The 17,462-nt window shown below is 57.7% G+C and carries 13 protein-coding genes and 1 pseudogene; 4 read left to right on the top strand and 10 right to left on the bottom strand.

Translation table 11 applies throughout. The features are described 5' to 3' along the window. Positions 1 to 112: 112 nt before the first annotated feature. Positions 113 to 955, top strand: a pseudogene (locus IAE41_RS02490) (magnesium chelatase domain-containing protein); the annotation flags it as partial. Between the two features lie 612 nt (positions 956 to 1,567). Here the strand turns inward: IAE41_RS02490 and IAE41_RS02485 are convergent. The 4 genes from IAE41_RS02485 to IAE41_RS02470 all read right to left on the bottom strand — a co-directional run bounded on the left by IAE41_RS02485 (position 1,568) and on the right by IAE41_RS02470 (position 5,490). Continuing rightward, positions 1,568 to 2,854, bottom strand: a complete 1,287-nt coding sequence (locus tag IAE41_RS02485; protein ID WP_200731957.1) for a DUF6602 domain-containing protein — start codon at positions 2,852 to 2,854, stop codon at positions 1,568 to 1,570. Positions 2,855 to 3,155: 301 nt separating this feature from the next. Then, positions 3,156 to 3,518: a hypothetical protein gene (locus tag IAE41_RS02480; protein ID WP_200731956.1), complete on the bottom strand. Its 363-nt coding sequence runs from the start codon at positions 3,516 to 3,518 to the stop codon at positions 3,156 to 3,158. A gap of 371 nt (positions 3,519 to 3,889) precedes the next feature. Continuing rightward, positions 3,890 to 4,597, bottom strand: coding sequence for a hypothetical protein (locus IAE41_RS02475; RefSeq protein WP_200731955.1), 708 nt, complete (start codon positions 4,595 to 4,597; stop codon positions 3,890 to 3,892). A gap of 8 nt (positions 4,598 to 4,605) precedes the next feature. Beyond that, the gene (locus IAE41_RS02470; protein ID WP_200731954.1) at positions 4,606 to 5,490 is read right to left on the bottom strand and encodes a hypothetical protein; all 885 of its coding nucleotides are present in this window, start codon (positions 5,488 to 5,490) and stop codon (positions 4,606 to 4,608) included. A 788-nt stretch (positions 5,491 to 6,278) separates the two neighbouring features. Here IAE41_RS02470 and IAE41_RS02465 point away from each other — a divergent pair. From IAE41_RS02465 to IAE41_RS02455, 3 genes are all read left to right on the top strand, one after another. Then, positions 6,279 to 6,668 (top strand): hypothetical protein, encoded by a 390-nt coding sequence (locus IAE41_RS02465; RefSeq protein WP_200731953.1) that lies wholly within the window; start codon positions 6,279 to 6,281, stop codon positions 6,666 to 6,668. 217 nt (positions 6,669 to 6,885) lie between these two features. Further along, entirely contained in the window at positions 6,886 to 7,797 is a 912-nt protein-coding gene (locus tag IAE41_RS02460) for a restriction endonuclease (protein WP_200731952.1), read from the top strand. A gap of 490 nt (positions 7,798 to 8,287) precedes the next feature. After that, a complete protein-coding gene (locus IAE41_RS02455; RefSeq protein ID WP_200731951.1) occupies positions 8,288 to 9,598 on the top strand; it encodes a DNA methyltransferase in 1,311 nt (436 codons plus the stop codon). On the opposite strand, the gene IAE41_RS02450 is transcribed toward IAE41_RS02455, so the two are convergent. The 6 genes from IAE41_RS02450 to IAE41_RS02425 form a co-directional block, all read right to left on the bottom strand. Then, entirely contained in the window at positions 9,595 to 10,656 is a 1,062-nt protein-coding gene (locus IAE41_RS02450) for a hypothetical protein (protein WP_200731950.1), read from the bottom strand. The genes IAE41_RS02455 and IAE41_RS02450 overlap by 4 nt on opposite strands. Then, on the bottom strand, positions 10,646 to 11,245 hold the full coding sequence (locus IAE41_RS02445) for a hypothetical protein (protein ID WP_200731949.1): 600 nt from the start codon (positions 11,243 to 11,245) through the stop codon (positions 10,646 to 10,648). Before IAE41_RS02445 ends, IAE41_RS02450 begins: the two co-directional genes overlap by 11 nt. 50 nt (positions 11,246 to 11,295) lie before the next feature. Next, positions 11,296 to 13,296: an AAA family ATPase gene (locus tag IAE41_RS02440; protein WP_200731948.1), complete on the bottom strand. Its 2,001-nt coding sequence runs from the start codon at positions 13,294 to 13,296 to the stop codon at positions 11,296 to 11,298. 98 nt (positions 13,297 to 13,394) lie between these two features. Continuing rightward, positions 13,395 to 14,573, bottom strand: a complete 1,179-nt coding sequence (locus IAE41_RS02435) for a hypothetical protein (protein WP_200731947.1) — start codon at positions 14,571 to 14,573, stop codon at positions 13,395 to 13,397. Further along, complete coding sequence (locus tag IAE41_RS02430) at positions 14,570 to 15,259, bottom strand: hypothetical protein (protein ID WP_200731946.1); 690 nt, start codon at positions 15,257 to 15,259, stop codon at positions 14,570 to 14,572. The genes IAE41_RS02435 and IAE41_RS02430 overlap by 4 nt, the downstream gene beginning before the upstream one ends. Next, positions 15,252 to 17,270 carry an AAA family ATPase gene (locus IAE41_RS02425; RefSeq protein WP_200731945.1) on the bottom strand — a complete coding sequence of 673 codons (2,019 nt, stop codon included), beginning with the start codon at positions 17,268 to 17,270 and terminating at the stop codon, positions 15,252 to 15,254. Before IAE41_RS02425 ends, IAE41_RS02430 begins: the two co-directional genes overlap by 8 nt. Between the last annotated feature and the right edge of the window lie 192 nt (positions 17,271 to 17,462).

The raw sequence follows: 17,462 nt of genomic DNA, 5'->3' as shown, positions 1-17,462 counted from the left end.
CCCTGAAGCGGACGACTGCCCGGAAAAACCCTAGACGGCGCACCTGCAAACCCCGATGGCCGCCTGCCGTCCGTGGACTGCACCATCAGGCCATCCTCTGCAGGAACCACACATGAGCCTGGCGCTGGTCTACAGCCGTGCCCGTGCCGGGGTCGATGCCCCATTGGTGCGGGTGGAAGTGCATCTGTCCGGCGGCCTGCCGGTCACCCAGATCGTCGGGCTGGCCGAAGCCAGCGTGCGCGAGTCACGTGAGCGCGTGCGTGCCGCCCTGCTCTGCGCGCGCTTCGATTTCCCGCAGCGGCGCATCACCCTGAACCTCGCCCCGGCCGACCTGCCCAAGGAAGGCGGGCGCTACGACCTTGCCATCGCGCTGGGCATCCTCGCCGCCAGCGGCCAGGTCGAACCGAAATCGCTGCTGGGTTACGAGTTTCTCGGCGAGCTCGGCCTGACCGGCGAGCTGCGTCCGGTCAGCGGCGCGCTGCCCGCCGCGATTGCTGCCGCCGAGGCCGGGCGCATCCTGGTGGTGCCGCCGGGCAATGCCGCCGAGGCCGCCCTGGCCGAGCACGCCGACGTGCGCGTGGCCCGCACGCTGCTGGAATGCTGCGCCGGGCTGGGCAACCCGCGCCTGCTGCCGCCGGTGCAGCGGGTGGACACCACGCCACTGCCCCTTCCCGACCTGGCCGACGTGCGCGGGCAGGCACACGCACGGCGCGCATTGGAAGTGGCCGCCGCCGGCGGTCATCATCTGCTGCTGATCGGCAGCCCCGGCTGCGGCAAGACCCTGCTGGCCTCGCGCCTGCCCAGCCTGCTGCCGGACACCGAGCAGGACGAAGCGCTGCAGCTGGCAGCGATTGCCTCGGTCAGTGGTGAAGGGCTGGACCCGAGGCGCTGGCGGCAACGGCCGTTTCGCGCACCCCACCACAGCGCAAGTGCGGCGGCCTTGGTGGGCGGTGGCTGTCATTTCCACGCAAAAGCGAGACTCCACATTTAATTTCGAGACTATTGAGATTGAATCCCCCAACAACTGCAGACCCGCATCTCGTTGATATATAGGAACTTTAAGGCCGCTCAACAACGCAAAGGGGCACCTGTGGAGGCGAATCGCGCTCGCGCAGGCTCATCAGGAAGTTCGGAGCGCTGACGCCGCTACGGCCTCTAGCGCCGTGGCGGCGTACCGTCCTGCTAACCGCCGCGCTCGCGGAGCAGGTGAGCAGGTGAGCAGGACCGTAACGTCGATATTTAACCGTAACGCGTACCGGTTACGGTCAAATTTGTCTGTTACAACCCGTGCACGAACGTATTAATGGCTCGCCTGGTGCTACTGCAATAGCCAACGATCGCCATTGAGGGGCTCTAAGCCATCTATATAGGTCCGGATCAAGACTATTCGCCCCCAGGCGCAATGCGCCACTCGCAATCGACGTCCGCTTTCGGCCACAAGCGGACGTCTTACGTTTTGGCAAGGCTTCCCGGCTCAATCTTTCCGGACGCGCGTCAACGCATATCACGAGTCCATAGGCAGCAAATCAAGGCGACTAGTAAGGGGACGGCTGCTCGCCTCTCAGCTTCATCCGCCCCTCTTCTTCGCACTGAGAGCCTGCAATTGCTCACCTATCCACGCTGAAAGCTGACCATCATGGTTTTCACCAGCAAAAATCCCGTCTGGCGTGACAACGACCTGGCAGGAGATGGTGGTCAATACTAGTTTGTTGCCTTGAATGGCAACGAGCTGAGTCTTAACCAAAGACTCAATGAACCGGTCAATACCACCGTCTTCCCGATGAAAAAAGTCCCTGAAGTCGGCATCATCCAACTCGATATGCCCGTCACTACACAACCTCATGAAAGCTGCATGCTGGGCGTCAGAAATTGCAACTGGCGCCCACTCATAGCTCGACCCACGCTCCCTTAGCTTTTTTTCTCTGAGGGGGTAAAACATATACTCCCACCCAGATTTTCCGTCCTTCTGCACTGCCCTCGCACAAAGGCAGACAGACATGGATTCTCTTTCTAGTGAGTCATCTTCAGCAAGGTTCGTGCCGAACTTGATGTCCAACTTAGTGAACACAAGTTCGAGCAGGATTCGCACTGGATTGTGACTAGAGGACAAGAGAAATGGCCACATGCCATCCTGCAGGCCTGGCGCGTACGGAAATCCATTTGCCTTAACGATAGAATACTCACCACCAATAATCAGCTGAGGGAAACTACCAGCTCCCATGCCCTGCGGATTGTCCTTCCTGCTCTCAAGCAACTTGTAAATATGCTCTCGCAGAGTCCCTTCCTTCTTCCAACCATGATGCCCGACAACGATTCGGACCGGCTCCAGAAATTCACTGACCAATGTATGGAAGATCATCTCAAGATCAAAGGGCAGCTTTTCAACTTCTGAGTAGTCGGACACTCTCCTCCCTGTCACTTGACTGAATACTCGATACACCCAGCTTATGTCTACCTTTCCGCCACCTCCATTACAGCTTTGCAAATAATCCCCGTACATTCTCGACACTTGGCGTAAGTGGTCATAGCTGTCCGATAGCTCGTCTGCGGAGATGGTCTTTTTGACCTCCAGGACGGCAATAACGTCTTGTATCGGCCACTTGAACTTACTAGTGTACGGGACCTGCTCGCCAGCCCCACTCACGAGCATGCAGTCAATCTCACCGCTAGTCGTCTCTCCGTGATGAATGAATCCAGATACGACTTGCAGCCCGAATGATTCCGGAATTGCTTTTTGCAGAAGTTCTTTAGTAAGCCCTTCATACATTGCGCCAATTGTCGGCCCATGCTTCAGGGCATAGGCATCTAGCTTCTTTCGCTCCTCATCCACGAAAGGTTTGAGCAGCTCGGCCACACTACGAATCATCGTCCCTCCCCAAAGTCACAATTCTTACTCCAGCCAACGGCAAACCGTCCACCGGAATACATGGATCCCACGCCATAACCGCAGTGCGCAGTTCCCCCAGACCACCCTTCCTCGGGTCAGTGCCCGTTTTTTGGAGCTATTCTAGGACTGTGCCGCCACTTCGCGCCCGCTTAGGGTCGGATGCTGCCATGTCGGTCCATCGGCCGCTACCGGCCTGGAGCGGACGGTCGCGACTCCGGAATGAAGCCGACTCGCACAGGAAGATCGGCTTGGATGAATTGTTAGGCAGTCAGCCGTTGGCCTTGAAGAGCTGCCAGGTCGTCAATTGTTGCAAGACGGCGCAATCACCATCATTGTTCCAGACCGCCTTTCCAAGGCCCCAATAAAAACGGTGGATTGTGGCTCCGGAATTGTTTTTGTCGGTCATGTTCTTTCCACTCTTTGTCCATAAAGAAACGAGATCTCCTTTCTTTACAGCTTTATCCGGAAACCAGTATGTATGCCTGAGCTTGTTTGAAACCTTGTCATCATCGGTATATGTGGTGTCACACAGCTGATACTTGCCAACATCACAGTCAGCGGTGACTTGAAGCAATACATACTCTGAATCAAAGTCGCCCTGTCCGTGCACTGAAATAATTTCAACGTCCATATGTACCCTCCTGTCTACCTAACCACCTAAAAGGCGGGCTCAGAGGCCCGGCTATACGACGTACCCACAAAGCGCTATATTGCGGGCTTCCCCCTTGATACAGCTCGATATTAAATCGACTGGGTCCGGCGAACAATCCAGCGTATAACCATACTCAACGCTAAGCCCGGCGGCAGCACCAATGGCCGGTATGGATCGAAGGCGGGCGTTACCATCGGGCCAGCTGCAGGCCGCCCAAATGGCTGCTTCCGGCGAGAAGCGGACGCGGCTGCGAGTGCTAAGCAGTTCAGTGAACCGCCACAGCTGCTGCTCGCCAATCCACCCCAAAAAAAATGCCACGACCAATGTCGTAGCACCATTGCTCTGTCAGGCTACCGGCCCTCGACGTACTTGGACAGGGCGGGATACCGTTTACACGTCGCGGGCACATCCGCCACCCAGAATACCGAGCCGGTGCCACCCGCGGACTTGTTCTTTTTCCGAGCAACCAAGCCGTCATCAAGCAATTCCCGGAGTACCCGACTCTTCTGACCTGCGGTCAGTCCAACAGCTCGCTGCTTCCAGAAGTCGTCCTCGTGAGAATGGTTGTTCTCACCCATCTTTGAGTGCGACATCAGCCCGCGCAGCAGCTCTTCCTTCACTGCTTCCAGCTTGTCGGTCACAGCTGCTGGCTGAGGAAGGTGATGGTCAATGCACTCACAGACTGCTTTGGAAAGATCAGTGACGAAGTCATTGCCTCCGTTAGGCGGCTTCAACTTCGGCCAGTCGGCTTCATTCGGACGCACTCGGACAACACGGGTGCCCATTTCTTCCATTGCCTGCAGCTGGGTCTCCAATACGTTGGACTTCTGTGCGTATGGCAGCACGATAACAATCGCATTCTCATAGCCGACAGCGTCAACATGCTTATCCAGGGAACTGCATGCGACCTCGTACGGCACGGCGAGTACTGCTCGGCCTGCTACCTTGCTAGGGATGTGCTTGATAGTCACCGTACCGCCATAGTGGCGCTCGATGCTCTGCTTCGTAGTTTCAGGGTGCCCCACGATGACGGCCACCTGCGCGATTGGCGCTTGCATAGTGGACGTTACCTTGCATCGGCGTGGCGACGGGCATTCAGAAGGAGGGTTGAGGGGATTTGGATCTGCCTGAGCTCGTCGTGCGACGCACTGGAGATCGCATGGATCAGCGCATTACGCAGCGCTTCCGCCGGCGACTGTAGGCTGCTCTGGGACTTGGCACTAACCGGGACAAGCAATTTGGACGGATCAACATCCCACTTGTCACACCAACGCTGCACGTGAGAGAAGACGCTGTTGGCACGGAAATTTCGCCACAGCTCCTTGTAGTCACCCGCCTCGCGATCGACGCGGTAATTGGTCTGCCCGGAGTGACCGGACTCCCCCGCAATGCGACGCAAATTGCTGCGCAGGTCTGCAGGCAGCTGATCGTTGTCGGCGAACTGGGCAATCCAGCTCAACTGGTCTGCGCTGGTCACCGGCTCAATCTCCAGCCAACCACGACCAAGCGTGGAGACGGCGGACTTGCCAACCACCTTCAACTCGCTGCTATCGCGATTAAAGACGTTGGCCGAGTCGCTCATGGAGGTGGTGAACGCCTTCCACAAATGGTCGGGAAGAAAGACCTCCGGGCGGCGCCACATGGAGCCGGTAGATTTCGAACTACTCTTCACCGGCGATGACGATGCGTCACTACAGCCCGCACGCAGCCCTACCAAGATGTCATTTCCCGTGCCGGGCGCAGGGCGATTGACTTCCAGCAAGTCGCTGTTGGCGACCAGGAAGGCAGAAAATTTGGGGTATTTTCGGAAGGCGACGTCGAACGGCTCGTCCGCACGCGCTTCGAAGTCCTTCAGCATCCGAATCTTCAGCGTCGCAGCCTTCATGGGGCCAGACGCGAGCAACTCGCTCATCAGAGTTCGGGCAATCTGCAGCTTGATTTCTTCAGACATACGAGACCTCACTAGGGGAGAAGATGGGAAGACGCGCTCGCAGATGCGACTCGCTGTTCTTCCCCTACCCAGGTCTCGCTACTGGTCGACCGTCGTCTTATCCGATGACCCGTTAAATGATCGGAAAGCTCATTGGCGGTCTACAGTCCTCACTCAGCACATATGTATGTTTCGGGCTGACGTGAAGCTGCCGAAGTGCAACTACTGCTGCATTGGCATTGCGCGCAATTTACCAACACGCCGCGGGCGGTGTCAACAGCCCCCAACGCCGAATTCAGCTGATTGGCGCAAACTGTGAATGCGTTCATTTTCACATTGGACGAGCCCACATCAATGGACTTCGCAAGCACTCGAGACCCCTACGCACGTCAACTCGATGTGAAGATTGAGGGGCAGGCAACATCCAAAGAATGGACCGCCGGTACCGGTACTTGAGCCCTGGCGTCCTTTTTTGCAGCCCACCGCCGTCACTGCCCTAACCCAAAGCACCGTTCGCACCAGTCGTGAAGCATTGCGCCATCGTGGCTGGGCCAACTGAACGAACTCACTGACTGGTCCGCGACCTCTCCCACTTTCAGTAGCCGGCCTGAGCACTTCTGCCACAGACGTCCTTGGCGCTGTTGGTACGTAGCCTCTCCGGCAGGCCTTGGGCCAGCACCATCCGCCGCAGCATCAGTTAGATCACCTCTTGGGCTAATCTGGACCAGTAGCACCACGCGGCCTCGAGATATCGCGCATGACGATGGAGCCGCCGGATTACCGGAGAAGAACTTGATCAGGAGTCGCCTATGAGTCACCTGCAAAATCGGGACGCTGAAGAGCTCACGGCGATCTTGGCTGAGCTGGTTCGAATTCAGGATGAAATCGCCGCCATCACCTCGGCAGGCCGCAGACTTGTTGGCGCATCCGAGTGGGAGATCGATCCTTTCAGGGAACGAATCGTCGCTCTGAAGAAGCAGTTGAAGGCGTATGCCAAGAGTGGCCGTATGGATGTCAGGAGGAAAGTGCCAACTAATGCAGAACGAACGTGGTTCTCCACCCCCGTCTTGCAGGCATCGTCCCACTTCCATATGCGTACAAACGCCGGCCCTAAGCTTTGGCCACTGGGGCTGTCGGAGGTGGCGATGGACATATCGTGGGCAGTATCGCGCCTTCAGAAACAGATCGAAGGTCGCTGACGGTCCTCGTACCCAGAACACGCATACATGATCCTGGGGAGCAGATCACCCAGGCCCTCAAGTCCCTGGCACCCCAACCTCCCAGACGGGTTGGAACGGCCGAAGCAGTAGCCCCTGTAATCGGGACGCCACGGACTCTGGAGCGCTTGGCAGGGCGGACCGCAGCTGACTACGTCCCATGGCATCATGCCAGCCTCGCTGTTCCACTGGAGGCGCCATGGCACTTAGTCTCGGCGAGCGGGTCGCTGTCGCCGCTCTTGCAAAGCTCTTGTACGACTTCCTTCCCGCCAGCGGGAACGGCAGCACCTCCTTTCCACTGGCCGCTGCACAGGTAGGCATTCCAGAGGCTTGGCCTCAAGGAAAGCCGAGCAAAGAGCCTGGCATAGTCGCACTACTGGTGTGGACCCTCGAGAATCGGCGTGGCAAGTTCTGTTCGCTGATTCAGGAGGTAGTCCTTCAATCCATAACTTGGAGAGGCAGGAGTTCCACTCCGCTTACACGGGAAGAGATTGTTGACTTGAATCGACTCCTTCTTGGCGTGAGCTTCAAAATTCCCGAACTTCACTCCCTTGCCTTTCTGGATAGTCTGCCGTCGGCTTCCCCACCAACGGCTGCGGCAGCAGCTGCCCCACGCCTTGTGGAAGAGGCGGTCTACGTGGATCTTCAGCGCGATCTGATAGCGCTCTCAAGCCTTGAGCCACAGGCGCGGGGGTATGCATTTGAGCAGTTTCTTTCTAAAGCTTTTGCGGCCTTTGGCCTGGCCCCTCGCAGCGGCTTCCGCAATACAGGAGAGCAGATCGATGGGAGCTTTTTACTTCACCACCACACGTACCTCGTCGAGGCGAAGTGGCAGAACAGCAAGACCGATGCGGCTGATCTGCGAGCGTTTGCCGGCAAGGTGAGAGACAAGGCTGCTTGGAGCAGAGGTGTCTTTATCAGCAACTCCGGCTTTACGGACGTAGGCCTGGAAGCCTTTGGACGAGGACACCAAGTAATCTGCGTAGAAGGTCTCGATCTTTACGAGGCCCTAGAGCGCCGACTCGATCTTGCCGATGTGATCGCGCTCAAAGACCGACACGCAGTGGAGACTGGTCGCCCATTCGTACGCGTTCGCGATCTCTTCCCCTAACCAAACCGGCGGGAAGCTAGATCCGAGACAGTCCCCCACGGAAGTCAGCACTCCCGGTGCTCATGCCAACCGGCCATGCGAGCCGGCCGCCGGCAGCGGGGCCGGGCCGGGCCGGCGGCGAGCAAAGCATCGATGAGATCGGAAACCGCCTTAGCTGCTTGCGGGTTGGCTGCGGCCAGCTCTAGAAGCCTGGAATCGGACGCCAACTGGGGCTCTAACCCGGCCGGGTTGGAGCCAGCAATCAGCCCCTGTGCATATTTGCATACACGGAGCGCGTGGCCCTCTAGCTTCACAAATCGACCGGCAGCGATTCTGGATACTTGGGAAGCGTCGATTCCCAATGCCCTGCCGACACTTGACCGGCTTACTTCCGGTAGGGCCAGAGCTTGCCTGAGCACGGAGATACCGGTAACTTTGTCCATGCTCTGAGTATGCAAATCTGCATCCTCTTATGCAAATTTTAGGCAAATCCAACATGCATGGAGTTCCGATGGAGTTGGCTCCACAGTCCGCCCAGAGTCACCCCGATCTGTGCGTTTCCTTCGAGGAATGGACCGGCGGCCGCAAGATCGTGTCCATCGGCTCAAATGCCGGCGCCCAGCGCCTGCCGTTCCAGGGCTGGCACCATTTCAAGGAGGCCTTCGCCCCTGAGGTCATCGCCCGGGCAGTCAATGAGAGCGCGCGTGAAGTTCGCTCCTGCCTGGATCCGTTCGGAGGTTCTGGGACGACCGCCCTTGCCTGCCAGTTCCTGGGCGTGGAACCGACGACGGTGGAGGTCAACCCCTACCTAGCCGATTTGATCGAAGCCAAGCTATCCAGCTACGACGCTGATGATCTTGCACTGGATCTCAGCCGCGTGGTCGCCGCTGTGGGCAGCCGCCGGCGAGCATCACTGGCTCGGTTCAAGAACGTACCCCCGACGTTCATCGAGTCGGCGTCCCAGGATCGCTGGGTGTTCAACCGAAATGTCGCCGAGCGCATTGCTTGCCACTTGGAAGCGATCGAACAACTTGCCCGCCCAACTCATCGCAGGCTGTTCAAGGCAATGCTGGGCGGGATGCTGATTTCGGTGAGCAACGTGCTGATCAATGGCAAGGGCCGCCGCTACAGGAGCAATTGGCAGGAACGAGACATCCCGCCAAGGCTGGTGGACGAGCTGTTTGAAGAACGCACCCGCCACGCGATCAAAGAAATCCATGCTCATCGCATGCGCCGTCATCGTGGATACCATGTGCTCCGCGGCACCTGCATTGAGCAGATCGCAGGCAGCAAGAAATCCGATTTGGCTGTGTTTTCACCCCCGTACCCCAACTCGTTCGACTACACCGACGTGTACAACGTGGAGTTGTGGATGCTCGGCTATCTTGGCGGGAAAGATGCCAATCGCGATCTGCGCATGTCCACTCTCTGTTCCCATGTGCAGATCAAGCGCGAGTTTGCTCCCGCGCCTAAGGGTTCTCGTCGCCTGAACCTGGCCCTTGGTCGCTTGGCTCGCGTAAAGGGAGAACTCTGGTCCCCGTGGATCCCGGAGATGGTTGGCGGCTACTTCCATGACATGGCTCAGGTGATGGCTGCATTGCACGGCCGCCTGAACGATCGTGGTGAAATCTGGGCCGTTGTAGGCGATAGCCGCTATGCCGGCATTCGGATTCAGGTTGCAAACATCCTCGCTGACCTCGCAGCTCCTTTAGGCTTTGAGGTCGTCAAGGTTGAGCCTTTCCGCTCAATGCGATCGTCTGCTCAACAGGGCGGCAAGCAAGAGCTCGATGAAAGCCTAGTGATCCTTCGCAAGAAGGGCTAGTTCACCAGGGCGTCCCGCGCGCGGTCGGCCGTTGGGTACAACGGCCAGGCCCAGAGCCCCACGTTCCAAGTAGCAGCATTGCTGACCTCATGTGCGATCGCCGCCTCAGGATCTGGCGGCTTTCGCATGTCATAGCATGAGAGCGCCGCAAGCCGGCACTTGTGAGCGTGCCTGTAGCCAACGGCCTGTTTCACCCCCTTGGTCACCGCCTCAAGATTCTCCTTGGCTGCCACGGGCTTGCCAGACGATGTAAAGCTCTTGAGCACTTTCAGCTCGATGATTGCGTGGTGGGTCCAAACCGAGGGGTCTACCGGGTCCTGCTCCTCAAGATGGAAGTCGAACCTCCCCATCTCCGACGTGCCCTCTTGCCTGACGGCAATTGCACCAAAGCCCAGCCGGGCGGTGAGAGCGACGTGCAGGATATCTTGCACGGCCTTCTCAGCATGCATGATGGGGATGGTCTTTTGCTGGTTCTCCCAGAGATTTCGGGCCAGGTTCGACGCTGTAGGGCTGACCAAAAGGCGCGCATGAGCGCCTTTGAGCATGTCCCGGATATGCTCAAGAGAGAGGTCAGCAGACTTCAACGAAAGATCGTCGTACACGTTGGGCTTACCCATGCCTTCTGGGAAGGCCCTCATCAGGTGCTCGCTCTCACAGGCGTCGTAGTAGATCGCCGGCGAGTCCCCCATTGCCAAGGTCTGTGTAACGTAATTGAATCGGTCCGTCGCAGTGCCCGGGGGTAGATCCAGGCCCGTTGCAACGGCCAACCGGGACGCGCCGGTCCATAAGCGACCCTCAATACTCTGCGCCCCCATGTTAAACAGGTGACGAACTTCCCCGCCCCCCGCCGAAGCGGGGATGATGCCCTCTAAGACGAAGATCACAGGTCCATCGGCCATGGGCTTACCAGCCAAAGCACGGCGACGACGAATGATCTTCGCAGCCTCATGGCAGAACTGAGTAAACGCAGGCAGGTCCTGGTTGTAGCCAGAACCGGTATAGGCACTGACAGTCCCTAGCAAGCTATCGTCAGACCACAGGCCACCATCACTTGCCATTGCGCAGCCTCCAGCCCAGGTGATCCATGTACAGCTCCATCAGCTCTGCCGGCTTCAACCTGCGGCCTGCAACTGACTGGAGCTTGGCCAGAACGTACTCAGTTGGTGTCGTAGCGTCTGGGCGGATCCAGCGCCCCAAATCCACGACGTTGCCCGCGTCCACACGTGGATCGCCATAGGTCGCGTCCTGAGTGAGCGCCACCGCTTGCTCAACGTCTGAGAGGCGATTGGTTGCCTGAACTACATCATCCAGGAAGTCCAAAAGATTTGAGTCTTCCGGAATGCGGCGCATCGTGGACAGGACACGATCGCAGAACTCGCGATTGACCACGAACCTACCCTGGATGCGCAGACCATCGTCTGTCGTGGCCAAATCAGCGACAACCAGCAGCCCCATGCCCACCAAACTATCAATGTCAGCCTGGACGCCGGGGAAGTACGGCTGCTTGTCTGTCTTGAACACGGCAGCATCAAACGGCGGCAGTCCCCAAGCCGGCGCCAGTGCGTTGGCCAAGTACCACAGCGTGTGCATGCGTTTGGCTTCTACTGGCCGCGTGCCGGATCGCTCGACTGCATCAATCAGACCCATGAGAATGATCTGGCGACGTCTGGGATCCACAAAGCTCCCATAGGAAGTTGTCATTGCCCGAGCCCCTGGACAAGGATGTTCTCCCACTCCTTACGGTACTTGTCCCCCACAGCCTTCACCGCGGCAGTGGGCACTGCCACGTCCATCAAATTGAGCAACCGATCTCGCTTCTCCGCCGGCGGCACTCCAAGCCTGATCAAGTCAGGCAGCAGGCGGCCATCAATCAGGTTCGAAGTGATCAACAAACGATTGGCGCTTGATGGCTGCCCGAATCGGCACAGAACCTCAGCAGCCCGTTCCACGAACACAGCATCCAGCGAGGACTCAGGCGCATCAATGACCAGGCTTCCGCCCTTCCCCTCACCCGCGATTTCAATAAGCGCCATGCGGAACGCAAGGTCGATGAACTCACGTTGGCTCTCAGAAACGGCAGAAGGGCCCTCCCGGCGGTGACTGACGCCGAAGTCCGTCCCGCCCATATCGAGGTCGAAGGTGGACATTTCAATCGTCTGCAGCTGTCCGACCTGGCGGACTTGAGGGGTCCACTTCAGTGCGACATCTTCAAAAAGGAAGTCCTTGGCGTACCTATTGAAGGCCTGCTTGATCTGTTCCACGCGCTGGAACACGCTCCTGTCGAAACTCTGCGCAGTTGCCTCAAATTCCTTTGTCAGCTTCTCAAGCCGTGCTCTATCTTGAGCAACCGCATGCCGCAGGCCAATGAGCTCCTTCTTTGCTTGGAGCTGCATCTCATCGTCCGTTGGGAGAGACTTGATGAGTGATGTCAGCAGCTTGTCCCGAGCACTGACCTCATCTGAGAGCTTCAGCATGTATGAACTACGATTGTCATAGCTCTCAGACACGGCTCGAAGCTCAGTCTGCAGCTCCGCAGCGCGCACCCTGGCACGCTCCAAAGCATCCCTGGTCTCGGCAAGGCTTTCAAAACTGGGCGCGGCCGTCTCCGGCCCTTCCACGTGTGCCGGGCTACCGCATAGCACGCACATTGAATGCTCTGCACGCGACTCGATCGTGGCAGCAAATTCAGGTGATTCCTCAGAGCAGACGGCACACTTACCGTCCAGCATCAGCAAAGACAAAAGGTACTTCGCAGTCTCAGACTTGGAAGGAAACTGACTGTGAATGATCTGCAGCCGGCCGTCCTCTAACTGCTCCTGCAGGCGACTGGCTCGGTCCTCAGCTTCCAGCAGTTGGCGCCGCAATCCACGCCGGAACTCGTCAATGTCGTTGACCTCCGAAACAAGCTGGGCCTGCTTCTCCAGATCGCGCTCCTGCAACGGCTGTAGCGATCGGACTTGGCTAAGGACATCCTGACTTTCGGTCCTCCTCCGCTCCTCCTCATCAACTCGCGCCTCAAGCCGACCTAGAGCCGAATTGGCATTTCGTATCCCACTGTCCAGCTTGAGGATTTCTCGCTCTTTCGTGTACAACTCCCTGGCGGCCTTAGGTGGCAAGAACAGCATACGGAAGACCTGCCGCTGCGCCGATGCGTCCCATACCAGCGACCTTCGGTCCTCGAAGTAGAACACTAGCTGCCGCAGAAACATCAACCAGTCGCCGAATGAAGAGAGGCCAGCAGAGGACACCACGTGCTCCTGGTACGCCGCCTCCTTGTTCCCGACCAGCTTTCCGTCAACCCAAAAGCCCATCAGCGAAAGATTCTTAACCGCCCGCCTCACCAAAACTCGGCTCTCTCCCAATCGGAACTGAAGTTCCGCGTGCGCGGTTGCTGCACGGTCGCTCACCCTGTCCGCAAACATTGCCTTCTGCCTGGCTGGCAAGGCGATCTCATCTAGAGACTGCCCACCGAGCTCGGTTGCATTGAGCGTCTGGTGTGACAGGTCATGTGGACCGCTGAGCATGCGGAACAGCAGCGTCGCCATGGTGGTCTTACCCAAACCATTGGTACCCACAACCAGCGTCAGGCCAGGCCTGAAGGTCAGCTGCAGTCCGGGACGATCTGGCTTACCTGGGTAGAGACCGTACTCGTGGACGTGGAAGTGTTCGAGAATTGGGAAGCTGATCGAACTTTGCATACCTGAGCTCTCTAAATGGAGTCGGCGGAATGGCGAATCGCCTGGTCAATGCCCGAGCCAGGTCGTGAGGGGCCCTAGAACGGCCTAGCAAGCAATGGCTATGAGGCGGAGGACTCCGAGGAGCTCGCAAAGGAAAGATCTTCATCTTGCGCCTCTGGAGGGTCTCCTGTGGCATCCGCAACGCTGTCACTGTTCGACGCAGCTGCAATCGTCAGGTCCGGTACCTCGTCATCCCAGGCTTTATCCAGCGGAGGGTCCATCTGATACCAGCGCAGGTTGACGTTCAGTCGCTCCGCATGAGGCTTGAAGCCAGGCATCTGATCAGACTGATCCTTTCGCCCGTCGAAGATGCACGCAAATACACCGGCGGTATCCACCCTGCGGTACCTATTGGCCTGCTTGATGCCCTTCCAGATCCACCGCCGATGGGCAGCATTGCCTCGCCCCTCAATGAGAACCTTCAGTTCAATCATGACGGAGGTGTAATTATGAGGGCCGGCCGGATTAGGCCACTGCACCCTGATATCGCATCGCCCCCCTCTACCAACAGTCTCCTCGTCAACGATAGCCTTGAGGTACAGGTAGCGGTTATCGAGAGCTGTGAACAGGTAAGACTGAATGGCTTCTTCGGGGTTGTGGACCAGCTTGTAGGGCTGACTCGGACCTAGCCAGATTCGCCTGGAAATCCGGCTTGCTGCGATCTTGAGCGTCTGATCGTGGAACTCGTAGATATCCTTATCGATCCGCTCGACCGATAGCACGTCCACATCGCTCCGCATCTGGAACTCCGGCGGGTGCTCGCACCAAGACTCAAGGTCGTCCCCGGCGAAATGCAGCATCATCTTGCGTTGGGCAAGTGGGATAACAACGAACGTGGCCTCAACCGGAAGGTCCATGCAGATCGCCATGGCTTCACTGATGGAGCTGAAGCCTTCCCTGATTCGGATCATCTTCCGGGTGTTCTCGGTCGCAAGGACGACACCCTCCAGATTCGCATCGAAGGCAGCCCTGAAAACAAACGCCTTGTCGGTCCCTACGCTTGCGAAGTCAGCGCGCTCGACCTCCGGCGAGACCACATGGATCATCACCAGCACCTGGTTGTTCTTGATCCCATTGGTATTGAGAATCGGGGCATTGGAGTCGAGCCACTCCCGATACCAAGTGGAGCAGGCCTGCACGAATCGCTGAGCTTCTGTGCCCGACGGCGTCACAGTGGGCGCCCCTAGGCTGCCAATCTCTTGGCTACTAAGCGCTACCGGGTTGTCTAAAGTACTCATGCAGCGGCCCCTGCACGCCGGGAGAGCACGACTTGATAAGCGGCCACCACGTCACGGCGGTTGAAGAAGCCGACGCTCTGTAGATGGTCATCGATTGAGTGAAGGCCCCTGACGGTAGGCGTCTCCTCCTCACTCGGGTCCTGAAGCTCCAGTATTTCTCCGTGCTTGCGCACCGCTCGCTGATAGGTCAGGTCAGCCTTCAATGTTCTGTCAAGCACCTCAGAATCAGCTTGGGTACCGTCCGATGCGAGTGATTCCGCGGAAGCCAAACACATATCCAGGAGGAACCGATAGATGCGGTCACCCGTCATGGTCATTCTGAGATGCTTGCAAGCATTGATACCAGCCCGCGTCGGTCGAAAGACCCCTTCGAACTGTAGATCTCTTGGCTCCGGATACGGTCTGAAGCCGGAGACATCAAGAAGACCCGCCATCACCAAGTGACCCAAGGCGATGTGCGCCATACGATAGTAAGGCCCATGCTCAGATCGTCGTGCGCGCTGGCGCAGCGGAACGATCCTGTAGAACTTGGAAGAGGCAAAGGAGACGAACAGAAGTGAATGCAGCCTCTGTCGGTTTACTTCCGGCAGCCCAGCCGCTTCGTTTGCCACAACGAGCAGAAGCATCCACCGGATGAAGAAAAGACGATCATGATCTGCGGCCGTCACCTGCTTTAGCTTAGGCATCGGCGTACTTCCGCATTTCTGCGATGAGACTGGCCTGTGCCTGCTTATCCTTCAGAACTCCTGGCTCAGCGGCCAATTCCATTAGGTTGATCAGGCGACGGGAGTCCTTACTTGGAAGCTTCTCCCCGTTCTTGAGGCCAAGCAGGTCCGGGATCATCGTTGTCCCATTCACATTGGAAGTAGCGATGAGCTTCGTAGCTCCGTCCTCGGCAGCGAATTTGCGAATCATCACTGCAGCTCTCGCCATGAACCACGAGTCCAGGCTCGCCTCCGGCGTCTCCATGATCAACATGGTGCCCGAGTCAGCTCCGATCATATCGAGCAACGTCATTCGGAAGGCCAAGTCCAGAAACTCCTTCTGCGACTCGGAAACACTGGTTGGCTCCGTTCTTTCATGAGTAGCCATGTGCGTACTGGATGTCATGGATACACGGAAAGTCGGAACTTTGATCGGCACTGCACCTGTGACGATCTTGACGGATGCGTTACGTGAGAACTCAACTGCAACCTTCTCGAGCAGGAATTGCTCTGCATACGCAGTCAACCTCTGTCCAAGATCCTGTTCGAACGCCCCCATACGAGTACTGAGCTCGGCGATCTGTGCCCTGTAGTCTTGATTGAGCTGGTTACGCTTCGCACGGAGCTGCTCAATCGCAACTTCCTCTGAGGCCAGCTCCCCAGGATTTCCTCCATTGGCAGCCATGACCTCGTTCGGCCACTGAAACGCAAGCTCTTCGAGCTTATGGACCAACTCATTGCGCCTCAGTGCCAAGGGTCGAAGCGCAGCCAGTGCCTGCATGTAGATCCGATCCCCTTCCTCCTGACCGGCCTCGCGCCGCTCTATCTCAGCTTCGAGCTCTTGGATCTTCACTTCTAGATCCAGAAGCTCCTTTGGAGACGGCCCCCTTTCATCTGCTGGGATTTCGGGAAGCTTCCCATCACAAACAAAACAATGATGCTTCTCAAGCCGCTCATTGATGACATCCATCTCGTTGCTTCCGGCACGACCGCACACAAAGCAACCTAGATTGGACGTGAGCCCTTGGACCAGAAGCGCCATCTTGTCCTTATGAGGAACAGGCAAAATCTGCGAGATGTATGCAGCATCCCTCCGATGGAACTCGTGTGTGATCTGATCCAGCTGGTTCTGAAGATCATCTAGTTCACGCCGTCCAGCATCCTGCCGAGCGACAGCGTCCTGGACGGACTGGTTGCCAAACGCAACTGCCTTACTAGCCTGTTCAAGTTCGACTTGAGTCTCATGCAGGATGCGGCGAACCTCTTGAACACCGACGCTGTCCAGGCCAACTGCGGCGATGACCTTGGCGTGCATTTCCTTCCGGTCGTTCAGCTGGTACACGCGATTTCGCAGATCGCTATCGACCTTCTGAATTTCCTTGTAGAGAGCATTGAGGCTGGCCATGTTTGGCGCCTCGGCAAAGAGCATCTTGAACAGCTCGACCTGGGCCGTTGCCGACCAAAGCAGCGGTAGGCGCTCTTCGGTGAAGAACTGAACGTATCGCACGACCATGTGGTAGTCATACGCCGAACTCATTCCAGCCAGCTCCGCCATCCGGTCTAGGAACTGGGCGTTGGTGCTGTCCGTGATCACTTCCTTTCCGACACTCAGCTTGGTGATGCTTAGATCAACCAAACTGCGCTCAATCACCACCTTGGTGGCGCCGATACGGAAGGTAAGCACCGCCGACGCGGCGGCAGGAAGATTGGGGACCCGAGCGGCGAAGAACTTGAACTTCTTCGTATTGACAAGACTGCGGCGGCTCGCCTTACCTATGTCCCGTGTAGCCGCCTTGCTCGGGTTGCTGGCACCCAGAAGCATGCGCAACGCCAGGTTGAGCAGCGTCGTCTTGCCGATTCCATTAACGCCAGCAATGACGGTGACACCAGCGCTGAATACGAGATCGAGACCCTTCTTGCCTGCGCCCGGATACAGCGGATAGTTGGAGACCTGGAGCCGGTCCAGAACCGGCAAGTGAATCGGTGTGCGCATGCATCCCCCTGATGCGATAGATAGGCCTGTCCATGACCGTGCGTTGCCGATGAACAGTGAAATCGCCCTGCCCTGAGCGACAAGATTAACGCCGACTCAGCTCGCATGCCATTGCCCTTATGGACAACAACGCCAACCGCCCCAGTCCGGCATGAGTCCACTGACTCAAAGTCAATAAATATCAATGTTTTA

The organism is Stenotrophomonas sp. S39, assembly GCF_016624665.1.
In the GTDB taxonomy this organism is placed as follows: Bacteria; Pseudomonadota; Gammaproteobacteria; order Xanthomonadales; family Xanthomonadaceae; genus Stenotrophomonas.
The sequence above is the reverse complement of the archived record's forward strand: the minus strand, read 5'-3'. Positions and strand labels throughout refer to the sequence as shown.